This is a genomic window from Hymenobacter citatus (assembly GCF_014333615.1).
In the GTDB taxonomy this organism is placed as follows: Bacteria; Bacteroidota; Bacteroidia; order Cytophagales; family Hymenobacteraceae; genus Hymenobacter; species Hymenobacter citatus.
In genome coordinates this window covers 55745-73580 of record NZ_JACSCY010000015.1, presented here as the reverse complement: position 1 = coordinate 73580, position 17836 = coordinate 55745, and the positions used below count along the sequence as shown (strand labels likewise).

The window sequence follows — 17836 nt, the reverse complement described above, 5'->3', positions numbered from 1 at the left end:
TCGTCATTTCGACCAGCGGGAGAAATCTCGCGTGCAGCGGTAATCTCAATTGATAGGAATTACGCACGAGCGAGGTTTCTCCCGCTGGTCGAAATGACAGACTACCTTAGTGCGATATCTCAGCCGCGTTGGACTGCGCCGAAGCGGCGGCCTGCTGCGGGTTCACCTTGATGTCGGTGCCCAGGCGCTGGAGGTAGGCAATCAGGGCCACGATTTCCTTGTCGGGTAGCACTTCGATTTCCTCCTTCTTCAATTCGCGGGCAATGCCGGCGGCCTGCTGGCGGGCTTCGGCCACGGCCACCTGGTCGAAGTTGGCGGGGTAGGGCGTGTTGAACTGGTCGCGCAGCACCCGGATTTTATCGGCGGTGTGCGAGTAGTCGATATCATCCTCGAACAGCCACGGGTAGGGCGGCATAATGGAGCCCGGCGACATGCTGGTGGGGTCCAGCATATGGTTGTAGTGCCAGGAGTGCGGGTACTTCTGGCCCACGCGGTGCAGGTCGGGACCGGTACGCTTGCTGCCCCACAGGAAGGGTCGGTCGTACACAAACTCGCCGGCCTTGCTGTACTCGCCGTAGCGCTCGGTTTCGGAGCGGAACGGCCGCACCATCTGGGAGTGACAGTTGGAGCAGCCCTCGCGGATGTAGATGTCGCGGCCTTCCAGCTCCAGCGAGGTATAGGGTTTCACCGAGGCAATGGTGGGCACGTTCGACTTCACCAAAAAGGTCGGAATCATCTCGATAGCGCCGCCGATGGCAATGGCCACCGTGGCCCAGATGGCCATTTGCGCGGGCCGGCGCTCAATCCAGCGGTGCCAGTAGCCGTCGGTGTGCTGGTCGGCCACGTTGTTGGTGAGGTAGAGCGGGGTAAGGGGCGCGGCTTGAGCTTTCTCGTTGGGTAGCAACTGGCCCGATTTGGCGGTTTTCACCAGGTTGAAGACCATCAGAAACACGCCGCTGAGGTAGAGCACCCCGCCGATGCCGCGCAGGTAGTACATGGGCACGATTTGCAGCACCGTCTCCAGGAAGTTGGGATATTGCAGCAGCCCTTCGTTGTTGAACTGCTTCCACATCAGCCCCTGCGTGAACCCGGCCCAGTACATGGGTAGGGCGTAGAACAGGATGCCCAGCGTGCCCAGCCAGAAGTGCGTATTGGCGAGCTTCTTCGAGTACAATTCAGTCTTATAGAGCCGCGGCCACAGCCAGTAGAGCACCGCGAAGGTCAGGAAGCCGTTCCAGCCGAGGGCGCCCACGTGCACGTGCGCCACAATCCAGTCGGTGAAGTGGGCAATGGCATTCACGTTTTTCAGCGACAGCATCGGCCCCTCAAACGTAGCCATGCCGTAGGCCGTGATGGCCACCACCATGAACTTGAGCACTGGCTCCTCGCGCACCTTGTCCCAGGCGCCGCGCAGGGTCAGCAGGCCGTTAATCATGCCGCCCCAGCTGGGGGCAATCAGCATAATGCTGAACACCACGCCCAGGCTTTGCGCCCAGTCGGGTAGGGCGGTGTAGAGCAAGTGGTGCGGCCCTGCCCAGATGTAGATGAAAATTAAGGACCAGAAGTGAATGATACTCAGGCGGTAGCTATACACCGGCCGGTTGGCGGCCTTGGGTAGGAAGTAGTACATCAGGCCCAGGTAGGGCGTGGTCAGGAAGAAGGCCACCGCGTTGTGGCCGTACCACCACTGCACCAGCGCATCCTGCACCCCGGCGTAGGCGGAGTAGCTTTTCAGGAAGCTCACCGGCACCTCCATCGAGTTGACGATGTGCAGCACCGCTACCGTGAGCAGCGTGGCAATGTAAAACCAGATGGCTACGTACAAGTGCCGCTCGCGCCGCCGGGCAATGGTGCCAAACATATTCCAGCCAAACACCACCCACACCACCGTAATCAGGATGTCGATGGGCCACTCCAGCTCGGCGTACTCCTTGCTGGTGGTGAAGCCCATGGGTAGGGTGATGAGGGCGCACAGAATAATCAGCTGCCAACCCCAGAAGTGTACTTTGCTGAGCGCGTCGGAGTACATCCGGGTCTTGCACAGGCGCTGCAAGGAGTAGTACACGCCCATAAAAATGCCGTTGCCGACGAAGGCGAAAATCACGGCGTTGGTGTGCAGCGGCCGCACCCGCCCGAAGGTGGTATAGGGCGTGCCCATGTTCACCTCGGGCCGGGCCAGCTGAAAGGCGATGATAACGCCAATGAGCATGCCGGCCACGCCCCAAAACACGGTAGCCAGGCCAAAATCCCGGACAATCCGGTTGTCGTAAAAAAACGTGTCGACCGCCTTTACAAAGCCCGGCACCACCTGGGGCGGCGCGGCCGGGGCTGTTGTACGCGGTTGTTGTTCGACTTCCATAACCGTGGAGTAGTAGGTGATTTACTGCTCCAAAGGTCCTGCCTGGCCGGGCCGGAAGGGATGACGAAAATCAGGTAGGGAGGTGATTGATGTTAGGCCGGGTCGCCCCCCGGTCCGACGCCGTAGGCGTCCGACCGGTATCGTAGCTGATGTTGCACAAGCCTCGTGCTGACGTTTGCAGCCCGCCTACCCACGCGGCGCGGGCATCCGCAACGATACCGGTCGGACGCCTGCGGCGTCGGACCGGCAAGTGGATTTCTTGGAGAAAAACTATTTTGGCGGCATGCGCTACGAAGCCGAACAACTTTACCACGTATATAATCGGGGTAATAATCAGCAACAGGTGTTTTTCACGCCGGGGCACTATGTGCACTTCCTCAGAAAAATACGGCAGTACGTGCGACCTCACGCCGAGATAGTAGCCTACTGTCTGATGCCTAACCACTTTCACCTACTGCTGTATACCACTGCGGCAGGTTGCCGGGACCAAGACACCAGCAGCAGTACCAAGCAGCCATTGGTACAAGGCTTGGCCTTGGCGCTGAGTACCTACACGCAAGGATTCAACAAAGAAACAGGCCGTACGGGCGCCCTATTCCAAGCGAAAACCAAGGCTCGTCGGCTATTCGATCAGTACGGGCAGTACCCCCGCACGTGCTTCCATTACATTCATCAAAACCCGGTGCGCGCCGGCTTAGCAAACCGTCTGGAGGGCTGGGTATACTCATCTTACCCGGAATATGCCGGATTGCGAAATGGGTCTTTGTGTAATCAGCAGTTGGCTTATGAGTTATTGGACGTACCCGCTGAGTACGCTGTTTTCCGCCGCGAAGCAGAGCAAATGATTGATCCGGATCGAGTGGCCGGATGGCTGTAGCCGCCCCGGTCCGACGCCGCAGGCGTCCGACCGGTATCGTTGCTGACGCCTGCCCAAGCTTCGTGCTGACGCCTGCCCCCACCTACCTCATGCGGCGCGGACATCAGCTACGATACCGGTCGGACGCCTGCGGCGTCGGACCGGCAGGCGACTCCTCAAACAGCACCTGCCCGGCGGGTATGTCGTCGTCGTGCTTAGGCCACTGCCAGAAAAGTACAGCCCAAGTTGCCCCAGTTATCTTTTATCTGACTAGCTTCAGCCCTACCTATTACTTTCTGATTATCATTATGAAACAGTTCTTCTATGCCGCGGGCTTTGTGGCAAGCGTGGCAATCAGCAATGCATATGCGCAAACGGCTCCGCAACCCCCGCCCGTGCAAAACCGGATTCAGATCAACGAGCAGTCGGTGGTGAAGAGCGCCAGTGGTTCGTTGCTACCGTATGTGGTGTGGCGCCAGATGGTAGGAACGGGCGACTACACACTCAAAGCAGCGCCCGATTTTTCGCCCGCCAGCCCGGTGTTTGTGGTAGTGCAGCGCACGCCCGCCGAGCGCGAGCAGTACCTGTCGCAACTACCGGCTCCGCAGGAAAGCCCTTTCTTCACGACCGGCCATACCATAGCGCCCTTCAAGCTGCGCGATGTGAACGGGCATAAGTTTGATAGCAAGGAGCTAAAGGGGAAAATCGTGGTGTTGAACTTCTGGTTTATCCGTTGCGGCCCCTGTCGGATGGAGATTCCCGAGCTCAATACGCTAGTGAAGCAGTATGCTGACCGTGAGGATGTTGTGTTCTTGGCCGTTGCGCTAGACGAGCGTGCTGACATCCAGGACTTCGTGCGGCAGTACCCTTACGACTATGCTTTAATTCCAGCCGGGCGCTACGTGGCGCAGGGATACGGTATCAAATCCTACCCTACCAATCTGGTACTAGACCGGGAAGGCAAAGTAGTGTTTCACGCACAGTACCACCCGAATATGGCGTACTTTCTCCAGAAGGCTATCGATAATGTGCCGTAAGAAATAATGCATCGCCGTTTAGTAAACTATTGTCGTTTAGTAAGTTGCGCAGCATGGTCGGATTGTTTTCTTTGTGGGGTATTTCGCTTGCTATCCTGCTATGGAAAACGTGCCCGCCGCCCTCGGCCTGGCCTTCGCCCTGACCACGGCTTTCACCGTGGGGCTGTTTTATCGGGCCGCCCATTGCTCCCGGCCTACGCTCTACCTGCTGCTGGCGTGGCTGCTGGTGCAGGGCGGAATAAGTGCTACTGGATTTTACGATGCGCCCCAGGCGCTGCCGCCCCGGCTGCTGCTGGCAGTAGCGCCGGCTCTGGCTGGCATTGTCGCGCTACTGCTCACCACCCGCGGCCGCGCCTACCTCGACCACCTACGCCTGGATACGCTCACGCTATTGCACGTCGTCCGTGTTCCGGTTGAGCTGGTGCTGTTGGGCTTGTTTCTCTATAAAGCAGTACCGCAGCTGATAACTTTAGAGGGGTACAACTGGGATATTTTCTCGGGCCTGAGCGCGCCAGTTCTTTATTATGCGGTTTTCAAGCGGCACAAGTTGGGGCGTAAGACGTTGTTGTGCTGGAACGTACTGTGTCTGGTGCTGCTGCTGAATGTGGTGTTCTGCGCGGTGCTGTCAGTTCCGTCGCCGGTACAGCGCTTTGGCTTTGAGCAGCCTAATGTGGCCGTGCTGTATTTTCCCTTTGTGTGGCTACCTAGCTGCGTGGTGCCGCTGGTGCTGTTAGCCCACTTGGCTGCCATCCGGCAGCTGACCGGCACCTACTCCTCTTCCTCAAACAGCACCCGCACCGAGGGCGTGTAGTCGTCGTCGTACTGCCCCGAGCGCACGGCCCACAGGAAGGCACCCAGAAACGTGAGGGCCACCGTGAGGCTAATGCCGATTAAGATGAAAATGATGTTCATAATCCACGTTTGTAAGCGGCGTAGCGCACCAGTAGGGTAGAAAAAACCATCACGCTCAAGGAGCTGATGGGCATGAGAATAGCCGACACGATGGGCGTGAACCGGCCCTGCACCGCCAGCCCCAGCCCAATGCCGTTGTAGCAAAACGACAGCACGAACGTAGCCAGCACGATCTGCAAGCAGTCTTGCGAAAAGCGCAGAAACGTGGCGAAGCGGCCGAAGCTGCTGGCGTCCAAAATGGCGTCGCAGGCGGGGGAGAAGTTCGTGAGCGTATCGGTGAGGGCAATGCCGGCGTCGGCTTGTTGCAGAGCGCCGGCGTCGTTCAGGCCGTCGCCCACCATGAGCACGCGCCTACCCTGCCGGCGCAGGGCGGCTACGTAGTCGAGCTTATCCTGGGGCGACTGGTGGAAGCGCAGCTCGGCCTTCGGTCCGAACAACTCGCGCAGCCGGTCGTGCTCCGCGCTGTTGTCGCCGGACAGTACGGCTAAGTGGTAGCGCTGGCCGAGGTCGGCAAGGATGGGTTGAAGGTCGTCGCGGTACACGTTGCGGAACACGTAGCAGCCCAGCGGTTCCCCGTTCAGGGTCACGTACACACGGGATTGCAGTTGGTCAGCTTCTTCGGCCGCTTCCGGTGCACGGCGCTGGTTGCCGGCAAATGCCGCCGAGCCTACCTTCACTTGCACGCCGTTTACTATCCCGCTCACACCCTGACCGGGTAGTTCGATGAAGCTGTGAACGGTGTGACCCCACCCCCGTCCCCTCCCCTCCGGGAGAGGGGGGCGTTCTGACAAATCAGTCGTCTGGCACCCCTCTCCCGGAGGGGAGGGGCTGGGGGTGGGGTCCAGCTCCCGCGCCAGGCGCTGACTCAGCGGGTGCGTCGACTGGCGCACCACAGCCGCTACCAGCTCGGTTTCGGCCGTGGTTAGCGGCCGGCCGAGGTACTCTACCGTCGAGCGCTTTACCTCGGTGAGCGTACCGGTTTTATCAAACACGATGGTATCGACCCGGCCTAGTGTTTCGACTACCCCAGAGTTTTTCAGGTAGAACTTCAGCCTCCCAAACGTGCGCAACGCCGCTCCCAAGGCAAACGGCGTAGCCAGCGACAGGGCGCAGGGGCAGGCAATGACCAGCACCGACGTGAAAGCTCGCAGCGCCATTTGCGGGTCGCGGGGGTACCAATAGGCTACGGCGCCGGCGGCCAGCAGCAGCGTGGCGGCCACGAAGTAGCGGCCCACCGTATTGGCGTAGGTTTCCAGCGTTTGCTGCTCGCTTTTCTGAAAGGTGGGATTGTTCCAGAGCTGGGTGAGGTAGCCCTGCGACACTTCGCGCACCACTTCCAGCTCCACGGCCTTGCCCACTTGGCGGCCGCCCGCATACACTACCTCGCCCGCCACCTTCGCCACCGGCACACTCTCCCCCGATACAAAGGAGTAGTCGATCTGCCCGGTGCCGCGCATCAGCATGGCATCGGCGGGAATCACCTCCTGGTGGCGCACCAGAATGCGCTGCCCTACCCGGAGTTCCTTCACCGATACCGACCGTTCGCCCTCGGGCGCGAGCAGCGTCACGGCCACGGGGAAGTAGGAGGTGAAGTCGCGGTCGAAGCGCAGGGCGTCGTAGGTGCGTTGTTGCACCCATTTGCCGATCAGCATGAAGAACACCAGTCCCGTAAACGAATCGAGGTAGCCAGGGCCGCGCTGCGTCAGAATGTCGAATACACTGGTCAGAAACAACGCGCTCAGACCTAGGCTAATAGGAAAATCAAGGTTGATGTAGCGCTGCCGCACGCCCTGCCACGCCGATTGGAAGAACCCCCGTGCACTATACAACAGCACCGGCAAGCTCAGCAGCAAGCTGATGTAGCCGAAAAACCGCCCGAATTCGCCCTGCAACTGCTCCGTGAAGCTCAGGTAATCGGGGAAGGCCAGCAGCATCACATTGCCGAAGCAAAAGCCCGCCAGCCCAAGTTGGTAGTACAGTCGCCGGTTGTGGTGGTGAGGCTGGGCTCCCAGCTCGGCCAGCGTAATCTGCGGCTCGTAGCCCACGGCCGTCAGCAGCTTCACCACTTCTTTTAGCGAAATTTGTCCCGGATGGTAGCTGAGGCTGAGTTCCTTGCGCAGAAAATTCACCCTCGACTCTCTAATGCCTGGATTCAGCTGGTAGAGCTTCTCTAGCAGCCAGATACACGAGGCGCAGTGCATCTGCGGAACCGTGAGCGTAAGCCGCGCCAGCGTATCCGACCGAAACGTGAGGAGCTGCGCCTGCACAACTTCCGAATCGAGGTAGTCGAAACGGCCGGGCAACTCTAGCGTTTTTACTTTCTGGCCGGGCCGCTCATCGAAGGCATAGTAGGCGCAGAGGTTGTTGGTTTGCAGCAGCTCGTACACGGCCCGGCAGCCGGCACAGCAAAATGGCTGCTTATCAAGTAAGATAGGCTCGTCGGGGCATTTGTCGCCGCAGTGGGTGCAGGCAACGTGGGTAGGGACTTCGGGGGCAACAGCATTCATGCGCAAAGCGAGTCAGGCAGAAGAAAGCCAAAGGTCCTGCTTCGGCTGTGCTTTGCAGATGACAAACGTCAGGGTAGGAGATGAGTAAGGTCATGGGAGCAATTGACTTGCTCGCTGACCTTTGGTTTGTGGCTGACGCCTGCCGGTCCGACGCCGCAGGCGTCCGACCGGTATCGTTGCGGATGTTGAACGAGCTGCGTACGGACGCCTGCTTCTACTGCCTCATGTGGCGCGGGCGTCAGCAACGATACCGGTCGGACGCCTGCGGCGTCGGACCGGCAGGCGGCCACTACGGATTCATCTTCTTTCCTACCCCCATGGCTATGCAAACCCTCCCCGACATTCGCACCGAAGCCGACATCACCACGCTCATCACAACCTTCTACGAAAAGGTAGGGCTCGACGAGCTACTCGGTCCCATCTTCCAGGCCGATGCGCAGGTGCACTGGCCGCAGCCGCTGTTTACCATGCAGGCCTTCTGGAAGCGGGTGCTGCTGAACACTGGCGGCGCCGACGGCTGGCCGTTTCCCGGCGGCCTGGTGCTGCCCAACACCGGCGAGTATTTCCAGCGCTGGCGGCAGCTCTTTTTGGCGGCGGTAGAAGATAATTTCAACGGACCCATTGCCGAAGCCGCCAAGGCCAAAGCCCAGGAAATTGCGCGGATGTTTGAGTACAAGCGCCAACCGCGTACGCTGCTGAGTTTTTTGAGAACTTTGTGAAGTAGGGCCTGCCGGCCATGTACGCCTGCCGGTCCGACGCCGTAGGTGTCCGACCGGTATCGTTGCTGACGTTGCAGACGCTTGTTCATGCGGCGCAGATGGTAGCAGGCGGCAACCGGTCGGACGCCTACGGCGTCGGACCGGCGGGCGGCCCATACATTCGTTTTCTACTCGCCATCCACCATGCCCGTTCCGCTAGCCGATATTCACACCGAAGCCGATATCAAGCTGCTCATCGACAGCTTCTACGACAAAGTAAACCAGGATGAGCTGCTGGCGCCTATTTTCAACGGCGTGGCGCATGTGAACTGGGCCACGCATCTGCCCACCATGTACGACTTCTGGAGCAGCCTGCTGCTGGGCACTGGGCGCTACCGCGGCCGGCCGTTTCCCAAGCACCTGCCGCTGCCCGTAGATGCCACGCACTTTCAGCAGTGGCTGACGCTGTTTCGCGCCACGGTAGACGAGCATTTCGCTGGCCCCAAGGCCGACGAAGCCAAGCAACGGGCGCTGAGTATTGCCACTGTCTTTGAGTACCGTATTCGGCAATACAATTCGCTGTCGATTCTGTAGCTCAGCGCGCAGTCAGGATAAGGAGTTGTAAAAGAGTAACGTAGCTGCATCTAAATAGCAGTACCTTTGATTTATACAAAGGCAACCAGCTATGCATTCTCCTCTGCTCACCGAGTTTTACCAAGAGCTTACTACCTGCACCGGCTCCGATTTGAACGCGCTGCTGCCCAGCGGCATTCAGCAGGAGGTAGGGCACTTCAACGTGTTTAACCTGAATGAGCTGTGGCAACCCGCCCGTGAGAAGCCCGCGGCGCCGTATGCTTGCCGGTCTTTCTACAAGATCAGCCTGCTGACTGGCCGCAGTCGGGTAGACTACCCCGACAAAAGCTTCGATCTGGAGCAGTCTACCTTGTTTTTCTCTGCCCCCCAAACGCCGCACTACTGGTTGCCAGAAGAAAGACAAGGCGGCTATTTTTGCGTGTTCACACCGGAGTTTCTGCTGCCGGCTAAAAGTGGGGTAGTACTCGAAGAGCTACCGCTTTTCAAGGCAGAAGGCTACCCCGTTTTTCAGCTGTCGGAGGAGGTAGGGGCCCGTGTGGAGTCGGCTTTTCGGCGGATGGAGGAGGAAATGGCCTCCGATTATGCCTATAAGTATGACCTGTTGCGCACCTACGTGCTGGAGCTGATTCATCTGGGGCAGAAGCTGCAACCGGCCACCGCGCTGCACCCCGTGCATAGTGCGGCGGCCCGCCTCACCTCGTTGTTTGCGGAGCTGTTGGAACGGCAGTTTCCGCTCGAAACACCACAACAGCAACTCCGTCTGCGCACGGCCAAAGACTACGCCGACCACCTGGCCGTGCACGTCAACCACCTCAACAAAGTGCTGAAGGAAACCACCGGCCGCACCACCACCGACCTGCTCGGGACGCGCATTGCGCAGGAGGCGCAGACCCTGCTGCGGCAAACGCACTGGACGATGGCGGAAATTGCCGATAGCCTGGGCTTTACTGACGTCGCCCACTTTTCTCATTTCTTTAAGCGCCACACGCTGGTAGCGCCCGGCGCGTTCCGGAGTACAGAAGTGGTTTGATTTCTACATAAAACGGATTGCCTTGCGCAAAGTGGGGTAGGGGTGGCTGCCGGACCTTTGTCGTGTTCTATTCAACACGTCAACTCCATCAGATGACAACTTCCAAAATAGCTCTAGTAACCGGTGGCAGCCGGGGCCTGGGCAAAAACATTGCGCTGAGCCTGGCGCAAAAAGGCATCGACGTACTGCTCACCTACCACAGCCAGCAAGCCGATGCGGCCGCCGTGGTAGCCGAAATTGAAGCCCTCGGCCGCAAAGCCGTGGCCCTGCAACTCAACACCGCCGACGTTAGCAGCTTCAACGCCTTCTTCGCGAAACTGCCGGAGACGTTGCAGGCCACTTTTGGCACCACGCGCTTCGATTTTCTCATCAACAACGCCGGCACCAGCCTGCAAGCGCCCTTCGCCGATACCACGGAGGTGCAGTTTGATTAGATGCTGAATATCCACCTCAAAGGCGTGTTCTTCCTCACGCAGAAGGCATTACCGCTGCTTCAGGATGGCGGGCGCATCATCAATATGTCGTCGGCCACCACGCGGATTTCCTACCCCGGCGCGTCGGCGTACGCCATTATGAAGGGCGCAGTGGATGTGCTCACGCGCTACCTGGCCGTAGAGCTGGGCGCGCGAGGCATTGCCGTAAACGTGGTAGCGCCGGGTGCCATTTTCGGCGGCGGAGCCATGACCGATACGCCGGAAATACGGGCGTACGTGACCCAGATGACTGCCCTCGGCCGCCCCGGCCTGCCCGACGATGTGGGCGGGGTAGTAGCTTTCCTGTGCACCGAAGACGCGAAGTGGCTCAACGGTCAGCGCCTCGAACTGACAGGTGGTGTGAGTTTATAACCAGCTAGTAACGTAAATCGCCTCCGCTGTCGGGTGCCGGTCCGACGCCGCAGGCGTCCGACCGGTATCGTTGCTGAGGTTGCACGAGCTTCGTGCTGACGTTTGCAGCCCGCCTACCCACGCGGCGCGGGTATCCGCAACGATACCGGTCGGACGCCTGCGGCATCGGACCGGCACCCAACGACAAACCCTGGCAGGGCTTCAAGCTGCTGTCAGGGTTTTTCGTTGATTACCAATTGGCCGCCCGCAGCTTCTCCGGCTGCACCACCCGGATGCCTTGGGGCGTCAGGTCCACGTAGCCGGATTGGCGAAACTCGCTCAGGGTCCGAATCAGCGACTCGGTGGCGGTGCCCACCATGGCGGCCATGTCGTCGCGGGAGAGTTGAATGAGCGTGTTGGGATTGTCTTCGTGCAGACGCAAGAGCGTATCGGCCACACGGCGGCGGATGGAGTTGTAGGCCATGTCCAGCAGCTGCTGTTCCCGCTCGCTCACGCGCCCGGCCAGCAGGCGAATAAATTGCTGTCCTACCTCGGCGTTGCGCGTCAGCAGTTGCAGAAAGTCGTGCTTCGGAATATACACCAGCTCGGCATCGTCGAGGGCCACGGCGGAGTCGTCGTAGGGCGTTTGGGTGAGCAGGGAGAGGTAGCCGAAAAACTCGCCGGGGTTGTAAAGGCCGGTAATCAGCTCCTTGCCGGCGCTGGTGGTCTTCACCGTTTTCACCCTACCCGCTTTCAGGAAGTACAGCCGAATGGGCTCGTCGCCTTCCACGTAGATATCCTGCTTGCGGCGCACGGTGTGCACGCGCCGGTCGGCGGAGAGGCTTTCCAGGTTGCCTACTGTCTTGGCATCGTTCAGGAACTCGGTAAGGCCCTCGGCCTGCAAATTATAGTCGGATTTCAGATGTTGAAAGCGGTTCAGGCGGCTTGTAATGGCGCTCAGCAGCTCGGTTTCGTCGAAGGGCTTGGTGAGGTAGTCGTCGGCGCCCAGCTCCATGCCGCGGCGCAGGTCGGTGCGCTCGGTTTTGGCCGTCAGGAAGATAAACGGCACGCCTGCCAGCTGCGGGTTTTGGTTGAAAATATGCAGCACGCCGTAGCCATCCAGCACGGGCATCATAATGTCACAAATTACCAGATCGGGCCTGGTAGCCAGGGCCTGCTCTACGCCTACCTTGCCGTTTTCGGCCGTGACGACGGCATAGCCCGCCAGCTCCAGAATCTCGGCCGTGTTTTCGCGTAGCGCCTCGTTGTCCTCAATCAGCAGAATGGTCTTCATAGGGAATAGTAAGCGTGACAGTGGTGCCCACGTGCAGCTCACTGTGCAGGGCAATGGTGCCGCCCAGCAGCTGCAAGTAGCTGGCCACAATGTAGAGTCCCAGGCCCGTGCCGGGCAGGTTGGTGACATTGCGGGCACGGAAAAACCGCTCAAATAAATGCTCCTGGTCGTCCTGCGAAATCCCTACCCCCTGGTCCTGCACTGTGAGCGTGAGCTGCTGCCGGGCGCAGGCGGCGCGCACCGTCACCACCGAGTTTTCGCCCGAGTACTTGATGGCATTGGAAAGCAGATTGACCAGAATCTTGCGGAGCAGCGAGGTGTCCAGCCAAATCGGGTGGGCGCAATGCAGCTCCGTTTGCACAGTTTGGCCGGCCTTCAACAGTCCCTGCACGTCCTGAATGGTTTCGGCAAGCAGCGCGTCCAGCAGCAGGCGCACCGGCTTAGCCTCAATCTTCCCTTCCTCGATGCGGCCTACCGACAGAAACTCTTCCAGGATATCATTGAGGTGGCGCACCGAGCCGCGGATGCGTTGCAAGTGCTTTAGGCGCTTGTCCTGCTGGTCGGTGTTGGGGTATTTTTCGATGAGGGTAGCCGAGGTGAGCACCGCCGTGAGCGGGGTGCGAAACTCGTGCGAGGCCATGCTCACGAAGCGAGACTTCAATTCGCCCAGCTCCTGCTCGGCGGCCAGGGCGCGGGTCAGCTCGTCGGTGCGCTGCTCTAGCTGCTCCAGCGTGTTCAGGAGGGCGTGGGTGCGGTCGGCTACTTTTTGCTCCAGCTCGGCATTCAGGCGCTCCACGTACTGGCGCTGGGCAATCAGCTCCTGCTCGGCGTTTTTCTTAAAAGTGATGTCGACGATGTACGACACCACGTACAGCTCCTCGTCGAGGTAGAAATAGCTGAGGCTGATTTCGGTAGGAAACTCCGAGCCGTCTTTGCGGCGAGCCAGCAGGTCGCCGCGGTGGGCACCCATGGCCCGCACCGAGGGCTGGGCGTTGAAGGAGTGGCGCAACTGCTCGTGTCGGTGGGCTACGGCGTGGGGCACCAGCACCTCAATGGGCTGGCCCAGCAGTTCGTCCTCCGGATACCCAAACAGCTGGTGCGACGTACGGTTGGCCGACACAATCTCGCCCGCCCGATTACACATGATAATGCCGATGGTAGCATTGGCCACCACTGCCTCGAAGCGGCGCACACTCTGGGCCAACTCGCGCTCGGCTTGATGCAGGCGGCTTTGCTCCGTGAGGCGAACCAGCAGGTAGGGCTTTTGCTCAGAGGTGAAAGCCGTTAGCTCGATGCGTGCCCAAAACGGCGCGCCCTGTAAGCGGTTGATTTCTGCTTCGGCCTCGTGGTGCCCTTGTTGCCGGGCCAGTTCCTGCAAGCGCGGCCAGTCTATGGTAGCCAGCGGCCGGGCGGGTAGGGCCGGGGCAGCCAGCAACGTCTGCTGCGAAGGGTAGCCCAGCAGCTGCACGCCCGCCGGATTGACCTGCACAAACCAGCCCAGCGCTACATCATACACCCCCACAAACTCCCGGGCCTGGTTGAACAGTATGTCCGTGAGAGCAGGGGTGAAAGAAGGGGGGAGCATACGGTAGGAAAGCGGGATGGGGTAGGCTGTTATATATTCAGGACTTGTGCACCGAGCGTCTGCCGGTCCGACGCCGTAGGCGTCCGACCGGTTGCCGCGTGCTGACGTTGCACAAACGGCCTGCGGACGTTGCAGACGCGCCTGTTCATACGGTGCCAACAGCAGCAGGCGATGCGGTGGTCAGCAACGGCAACCGGTCGGACGCCTACGGCGTCGGACCGGCAGACGTCGGCACACGCTACGCTTGGTGCGTAAGTCCTGATACTATCAGAAGCAGTAGTCAGCAGGCCAAAGGTCAGCATAAATCAGATGAAGCTGCATGACAAATATCAGGTAGCCGGCTGACCGCCCTCAGGATAAAGGGTAGGCGGGTGCGGCAATTTTACGGCAGTATCTAGCAGCCTGCCGTGATGTCCGTTTCTCAACTCTCTCCGCCGCCACATACCACCGACACCGCCGTGCTGCTGGTGCTGCTCCCGGTGTGCCTGGCTGGCCAGCCGCAGCAGCTCCGGCTGCAAGTGCTGCTTGATTACCTCCAGCGGCGGCTCAGTCCGGCTATTCGGGTACTCAAGATTGATGAGGCCACGCACCCGGCGGTGGTGCACAGCTTCCATGCCCAGCAGTTGCCTGCGTGCGTGCTCGTGCGGCAGGGTGTGGAGTTATGGCGGCAGCAAGGCCTGCCCGATGCGGAAGACGAGGTAGCTCTGTTATTGAATAAGCTGACTCAAAACTAGCCCTACCTACTGTTGAGTAAGGCAGATACAAGATGGACAAGTGAAGGGTAGGGAAACAAACAGGCTTACGCACTCGCTCGGCTGCGCCGAGTGAGCCCTACGCTTGAGGGGCTGTGCCCCAAATCCGGCCGCGCCGCTTCCACGATGTCGGCCTAACGGGATGCAAACGCGCGCAGCAAAGCTGCTGGGGCATACTCCTCACTCGGCATAGCCGAGCGAGTGCGTAAGTCCTAAGAATATTAATGCGTAACTCCTAACAAAAAAGCTCCTTCGCGTAGTGCAAAGGAGCTTTTGTCCACACAGCCGATTGGCTATTACTTAGCCGGCGGCCGAGAAGCGCTTGTTCACCTCGTCCCAGTTGATGAGGTTGAAGAAAGCGGCGATGTAGTCGGGGCGCTTGTTCTGGTACTTCAGATAATAAGAGTGCTCCCACACGTCGAGGCCCAGGATGGGCGTGCCGTTGCAGCCGGTGTCGGGCATCAGGGGGTTGTCCTGGTTGGGGGTAGAGCAGATTTGCAGCGAGCCATCGGGCTGCTTGCACAACCACGCCCAGCCCGAGCCGAAGCGGGTAGCAGCGGCCTTGCTGAATTCTTCCTTGAATTTCTCGTAACTGCCAAACGACTTGTTGATGGCCTCGGCCACGGCGCCGGTAGGCTCACCGCCACCGTTGGGCGACAAAATTGTCCAGAACAGCGAGTGGTTCCAGTGGCCGCCGCCGTTGTTGCGCACCGCAATAGGAGCCGTAGCAATATTCTGCATCAGGTCTTCCAACGACTTGCCTTCCAGCTCAGTGCCGGCAATGGCATTGTTCAGGTTGGTTACGTAGGCCTGGTGGTGCTTGGTATGGTGGATTTCCATCGTCTGCGCATCGAAAGAAGGCTCCAGCGCGTCGTAGGCGTAGGGTAGTGCGGGCAGTTCAAAAGCCATAGGAGTAGGATTGGGTGTGAAAAAATGTGGAAGGCCGAGCGGCTTTCCACTAGCATAACCGCCAGATAGGGTAGGGGGTTACAAAAAAAGCCCCCTGCCACTACTAACGCGGCCAAATATAGTGCGATTAAGATTTACGCTTGCGAGCGAAGAATTCGCGTAACAGCTGGCTGCTTTCCTCGGCCAGCACACCGCTTACTACCTCGGCGCGGGGGTGCAGTAGGTGGCCGTGGCGGCGGTAGCCTACCTTGAGCTCATCGGCGCCGTAGACCACGCGGCGCACCTGCGCCCAAGCGGTGGCGCCGGCGCACATCACACAGGGTTCTACGGTCACGTAGAGCGTGCAATCGGCCAGATACTTGTTGCCCACGTGGTTGGCAGCGGCCGTAATAGCCAGCATTTCGGCGTGGGCCGTCACGTCGCGCAGCTTCTCGGTTTGGTTGTAGGCGCGGGCAATGATCTGGCGCTCCAGAACCACCACGGCCCCGATGGGGATTTCGTCTTCGGCCAACGCGTAGCGGGCTTGTTTGAGCGCCTCGCGCATGTAGTGGTCGTCGTTGAGCAGGGAAAGCGTCATAAGTCAAAAATAAAACCGACAAGCAGAGCAAAAGGAAAAAAATATATGTAGGTACATTGGTTTATTAAAATATGTACCTACATTTGTTGCGTCAACATCGCACTCCACATTCTCATCTTCATCGTTATGGCTACCACCAACTGGACCCTCGACCCCATGCACTCCGAAGTGCAGTTCAAAGTAAAGCACTTGGTTATCTCTACCGTGACCGGCAACTTCAAGAAGTTTGAAGGTTCGGCGGTAACCGAGGGCGACACGTTCGAGGATGCCAAAATCAACTTCACGCTCGACGTCAACAGCATCGACACCAACCAGGAGGCCCGCGACCAGCACCTGAAGGCCGAAGATTTCTTCAACGCCGCGCAGTACCCGAGCATCAAGTTCGAGTCGACGTCCTTCAAAAAAGGCAGTGATGACACTTATAAGCTGCAAGGCAACCTCACGGTGAAAGACGTAACCAAGCCCATAACGCTGGACGTAGAGCACGGCGGCACCGCCACCGACTTCTACGGCAACCTGAAAGCCGGCTTTGATGTAACCGGCAAAATCAACCGCAAAGAGTTCGGCCTGACCTGGGACGGCGTAACCGAAGCCGGCAGCATTGTGGTAGGCGAAGATATCAAGCTGGTTATCAGCGTGCAGTTCGCCAAGCAAGTAGAAGCTGCTGCGTAGTTTCTCTCATTCTGATGCACACATCAAAAAAGCCACTCCTGCAAAGGAGTGGCTTTTTTGTGCACTGTTTGTAAAGAAACGTTACTTCAACACCACACTTTCCATCACCTCGCGGGCGGTGGGTTGCCACTGCGCCTGCTCGTCGGCGGGGGCGGTGAAGGTGAAGATGTATTGCTGGTCGCCCTCGATGGCGTATTGCACCAGCTGGTAGCGCAGAATGGGCGCCATGTTGCCACCCCGGCGCGTGTCGTTCACCGTCGACACAAACTCCAGCACCACAAAATCGCGCTTGTTGATGGTGCGAATGTCTTCGGCCAGGAACTGCACCTTGGAATACATGTTCTGAATGCTGGCCTTATAAATCTTCACCAGCAGGGCATAGTCGCGGTTGCTGAAGGAGGTAGGCTTCTGCGTCACGCTGAAATCGACGCGGCCGCTGGGGTTGCTGAACGCGCCCAGCGGGCGGCGCTGGGCCGGAAACTTGGCCGCAATACCGTCGTCGGGTAGGGGTGCGAACGTGTCGGGCACGCCCACGGTCAGGTTCTTGGCAATGGTGGTTTTGCGCAGCTTGGGCGGTGCCACGAAAGCCGTGAGCACCACTAAAAGAAGTAAGGGAGCCAAGCGGCTAAGAAAACGAGTTGCTTGCATCATAGTAAAGGCAAAAGTAGGGTAAGAACAGAAACGGCGCGGCACTAGTGCCGCGCCGTTCCGTTAGCGCCGTTTTTTGGCAGTAGCCAGGGTAGGATACTTCACGCGCACCTTCTTCCAGTACACGTAGTTGCCGGTTTTGGCCTCCACCAAATACGTGCCCGCCGGAATGCGCCCCAGCGACACGGGCTGCCCCGTGTTGTTCTGCGGATCGAGGGCCGTGGTGTAAATAGGCTGATTCTTATAGTTGGTCATCACCAGCGTACCGGGCTTGGTGAACTGCTGCGTGAAGCTGAGCATAATCGTCTGCCCGTCGGAGGTAGGAAATATATCAATGCCCGAAAGAGTCTCCACGCGCTTAATAGGCCCATCGAGTACAAGGGGCTCCACGTCGGTTTTGGCTTTCACGACGGTGCCGTTTTCGGCCTTCGTCTTGGTTTTAACTTTGGTAGGAGTTTGGGCCTGCACGGCCGAAACAGTGAGGAAGGCAACGGCGAGAGACAGAAGGGCGGAACGTTTCATGGGTAGGGAAAAACAGAAGTAGCCGGGAAAACAAAGTCGTTTCCCGGCTACTTGCAGAAG

General features: G+C 59.2%; 17 protein-coding genes and 1 pseudogene. 9 read left to right on the top strand and 9 right to left on the bottom strand.

Annotated features, from left to right (window positions below):
• Window positions 1-106: 106 nt before the first annotated feature.
• Complete coding sequence (ccoN, locus tag H8B15_RS16600) at window positions 107-2359, bottom strand: cytochrome-c oxidase, cbb3-type subunit I (protein WP_187320773.1); 2253 nt, start codon at window positions 2357-2359, stop codon at window positions 107-109.
• A gap of 175 nt (window positions 2360-2534) precedes the next feature.
• Here ccoN and H8B15_RS16595 point away from each other — a divergent pair, with 175 nt between their 5' ends.
• The 3 genes from H8B15_RS16595 (at window position 2535) to H8B15_RS16585 (ending at window position 5063) form a co-directional block, all read left to right on the top strand.
• Entirely contained in the window at window positions 2535-3236 is a 702-nt protein-coding gene (locus H8B15_RS16595; RefSeq protein ID WP_187320772.1) for a transposase, read from the top strand.
• 62 nt (window positions 3237-3298) lie between these two features.
• A complete protein-coding gene (locus H8B15_RS16590; RefSeq protein ID WP_187320771.1) occupies window positions 3299-4252 on the top strand; it encodes a redoxin domain-containing protein in 954 nt (317 codons plus the stop codon).
• A gap of 100 nt (window positions 4253-4352) precedes the next feature.
• Window positions 4353-5063: a hypothetical protein gene (locus H8B15_RS16585; protein ID WP_187320770.1), complete on the top strand. Its 711-nt coding sequence runs from the start codon at window positions 4353-4355 to the stop codon at window positions 5061-5063.
• Here H8B15_RS16585 and ccoS read toward each other — a convergent pair.
• On the bottom strand, window positions 5021-5164 hold the full coding sequence (ccoS, locus tag H8B15_RS16580) for a cbb3-type cytochrome oxidase assembly protein CcoS (RefSeq protein ID WP_187320769.1): 144 nt from the start codon (window positions 5162-5164) through the stop codon (window positions 5021-5023). The genes H8B15_RS16585 and ccoS overlap by 43 nt on opposite strands.
• On the bottom strand, window positions 5161-7671 hold the full coding sequence (locus H8B15_RS16575; protein WP_187320768.1) for a heavy metal translocating P-type ATPase: 2511 nt from the start codon (window positions 7669-7671) through the stop codon (window positions 5161-5163). The genes ccoS and H8B15_RS16575 overlap by 4 nt, the downstream gene beginning before the upstream one ends.
• Before the next feature lie 128 nt (window positions 7672-7799).
• Between H8B15_RS16575 and H8B15_RS16570 the strand changes: the two genes are divergently transcribed.
• The 4 genes and pseudogenes from H8B15_RS16570 to H8B15_RS16555 all read left to right on the top strand — a co-directional run bounded on the left by H8B15_RS16570 (window position 7800) and on the right by H8B15_RS16555 (window position 10838).
• Window positions 7800-8390, top strand: a complete 591-nt coding sequence (locus H8B15_RS16570; protein ID WP_187320767.1) for a group III truncated hemoglobin — start codon at window positions 7800-7802, stop codon at window positions 8388-8390.
• A 183-nt stretch (window positions 8391-8573) separates the two neighbouring features.
• Window positions 8574-8963, top strand: a complete 390-nt coding sequence (locus H8B15_RS16565) for a group III truncated hemoglobin (RefSeq protein WP_187320766.1) — start codon at window positions 8574-8576, stop codon at window positions 8961-8963.
• A gap of 91 nt (window positions 8964-9054) precedes the next feature.
• Entirely contained in the window at window positions 9055-9993 is a 939-nt protein-coding gene (locus tag H8B15_RS16560) for a helix-turn-helix domain-containing protein (RefSeq protein WP_187320765.1), read from the top strand.
• A 92-nt stretch (window positions 9994-10085) separates the two neighbouring features.
• Window positions 10086-10838: pseudogene (locus H8B15_RS16555) on the top strand (SDR family oxidoreductase).
• Between the two features lie 229 nt (window positions 10839-11067).
• Here the strand turns inward: H8B15_RS16555 and H8B15_RS16550 are convergent.
• Window positions 11068-12111, bottom strand: a complete 1044-nt coding sequence (locus H8B15_RS16550; RefSeq protein WP_187320764.1) for a response regulator — start codon at window positions 12109-12111, stop codon at window positions 11068-11070.
• Window positions 12089-13696, bottom strand: coding sequence for a sensor histidine kinase (locus H8B15_RS16545; protein WP_187320763.1), 1608 nt, complete (start codon window positions 13694-13696; stop codon window positions 12089-12091). Before H8B15_RS16545 ends, H8B15_RS16550 begins: the two co-directional genes overlap by 23 nt.
• A gap of 410 nt (window positions 13697-14106) precedes the next feature.
• On the opposite strand from H8B15_RS16545, the gene H8B15_RS16540 reads away from it, so the two are divergent.
• A complete protein-coding gene (locus tag H8B15_RS16540; RefSeq protein ID WP_187320762.1) occupies window positions 14107-14430 on the top strand; it encodes a thioredoxin in 324 nt (107 codons plus the stop codon).
• A 318-nt stretch (window positions 14431-14748) separates the two neighbouring features.
• Here the strand turns inward: H8B15_RS16540 and H8B15_RS16535 are convergent, their stop codons facing one another.
• Complete coding sequence (locus tag H8B15_RS16535; RefSeq protein ID WP_187320761.1) at window positions 14749-15357, bottom strand: superoxide dismutase; 609 nt, start codon at window positions 15355-15357, stop codon at window positions 14749-14751.
• Between the two features lie 127 nt (window positions 15358-15484).
• On the bottom strand, window positions 15485-15934 hold the full coding sequence (locus H8B15_RS16530; protein ID WP_187320760.1) for a nucleoside deaminase: 450 nt from the start codon (window positions 15932-15934) through the stop codon (window positions 15485-15487).
• Window positions 15935-16060: 126 nt separating this feature from the next.
• On the opposite strand from H8B15_RS16530, the gene H8B15_RS16525 reads away from it, so the two are divergent.
• A complete protein-coding gene (locus tag H8B15_RS16525) occupies window positions 16061-16606 on the top strand; it encodes a YceI family protein (protein WP_187320759.1) in 546 nt (181 codons plus the stop codon).
• Between the two features lie 81 nt (window positions 16607-16687).
• Here the strand turns inward: H8B15_RS16525 and H8B15_RS16520 are convergent, their stop codons facing one another.
• Together H8B15_RS16520 and H8B15_RS16515 are read right to left on the bottom strand one after the other, a co-directional pair.
• The gene (locus H8B15_RS16520; RefSeq protein ID WP_187320758.1) at window positions 16688-17227 is read right to left on the bottom strand and encodes a hypothetical protein; all 540 of its coding nucleotides are present in this window, start codon (window positions 17225-17227) and stop codon (window positions 16688-16690) included.
• Window positions 17228-17317: 90 nt separating this feature from the next.
• On the bottom strand, window positions 17318-17776 hold the full coding sequence (locus tag H8B15_RS16515) for a hypothetical protein (RefSeq protein WP_187320757.1): 459 nt from the start codon (window positions 17774-17776) through the stop codon (window positions 17318-17320).
• Window positions 17777-17836 lie beyond the last annotated feature (60 nt).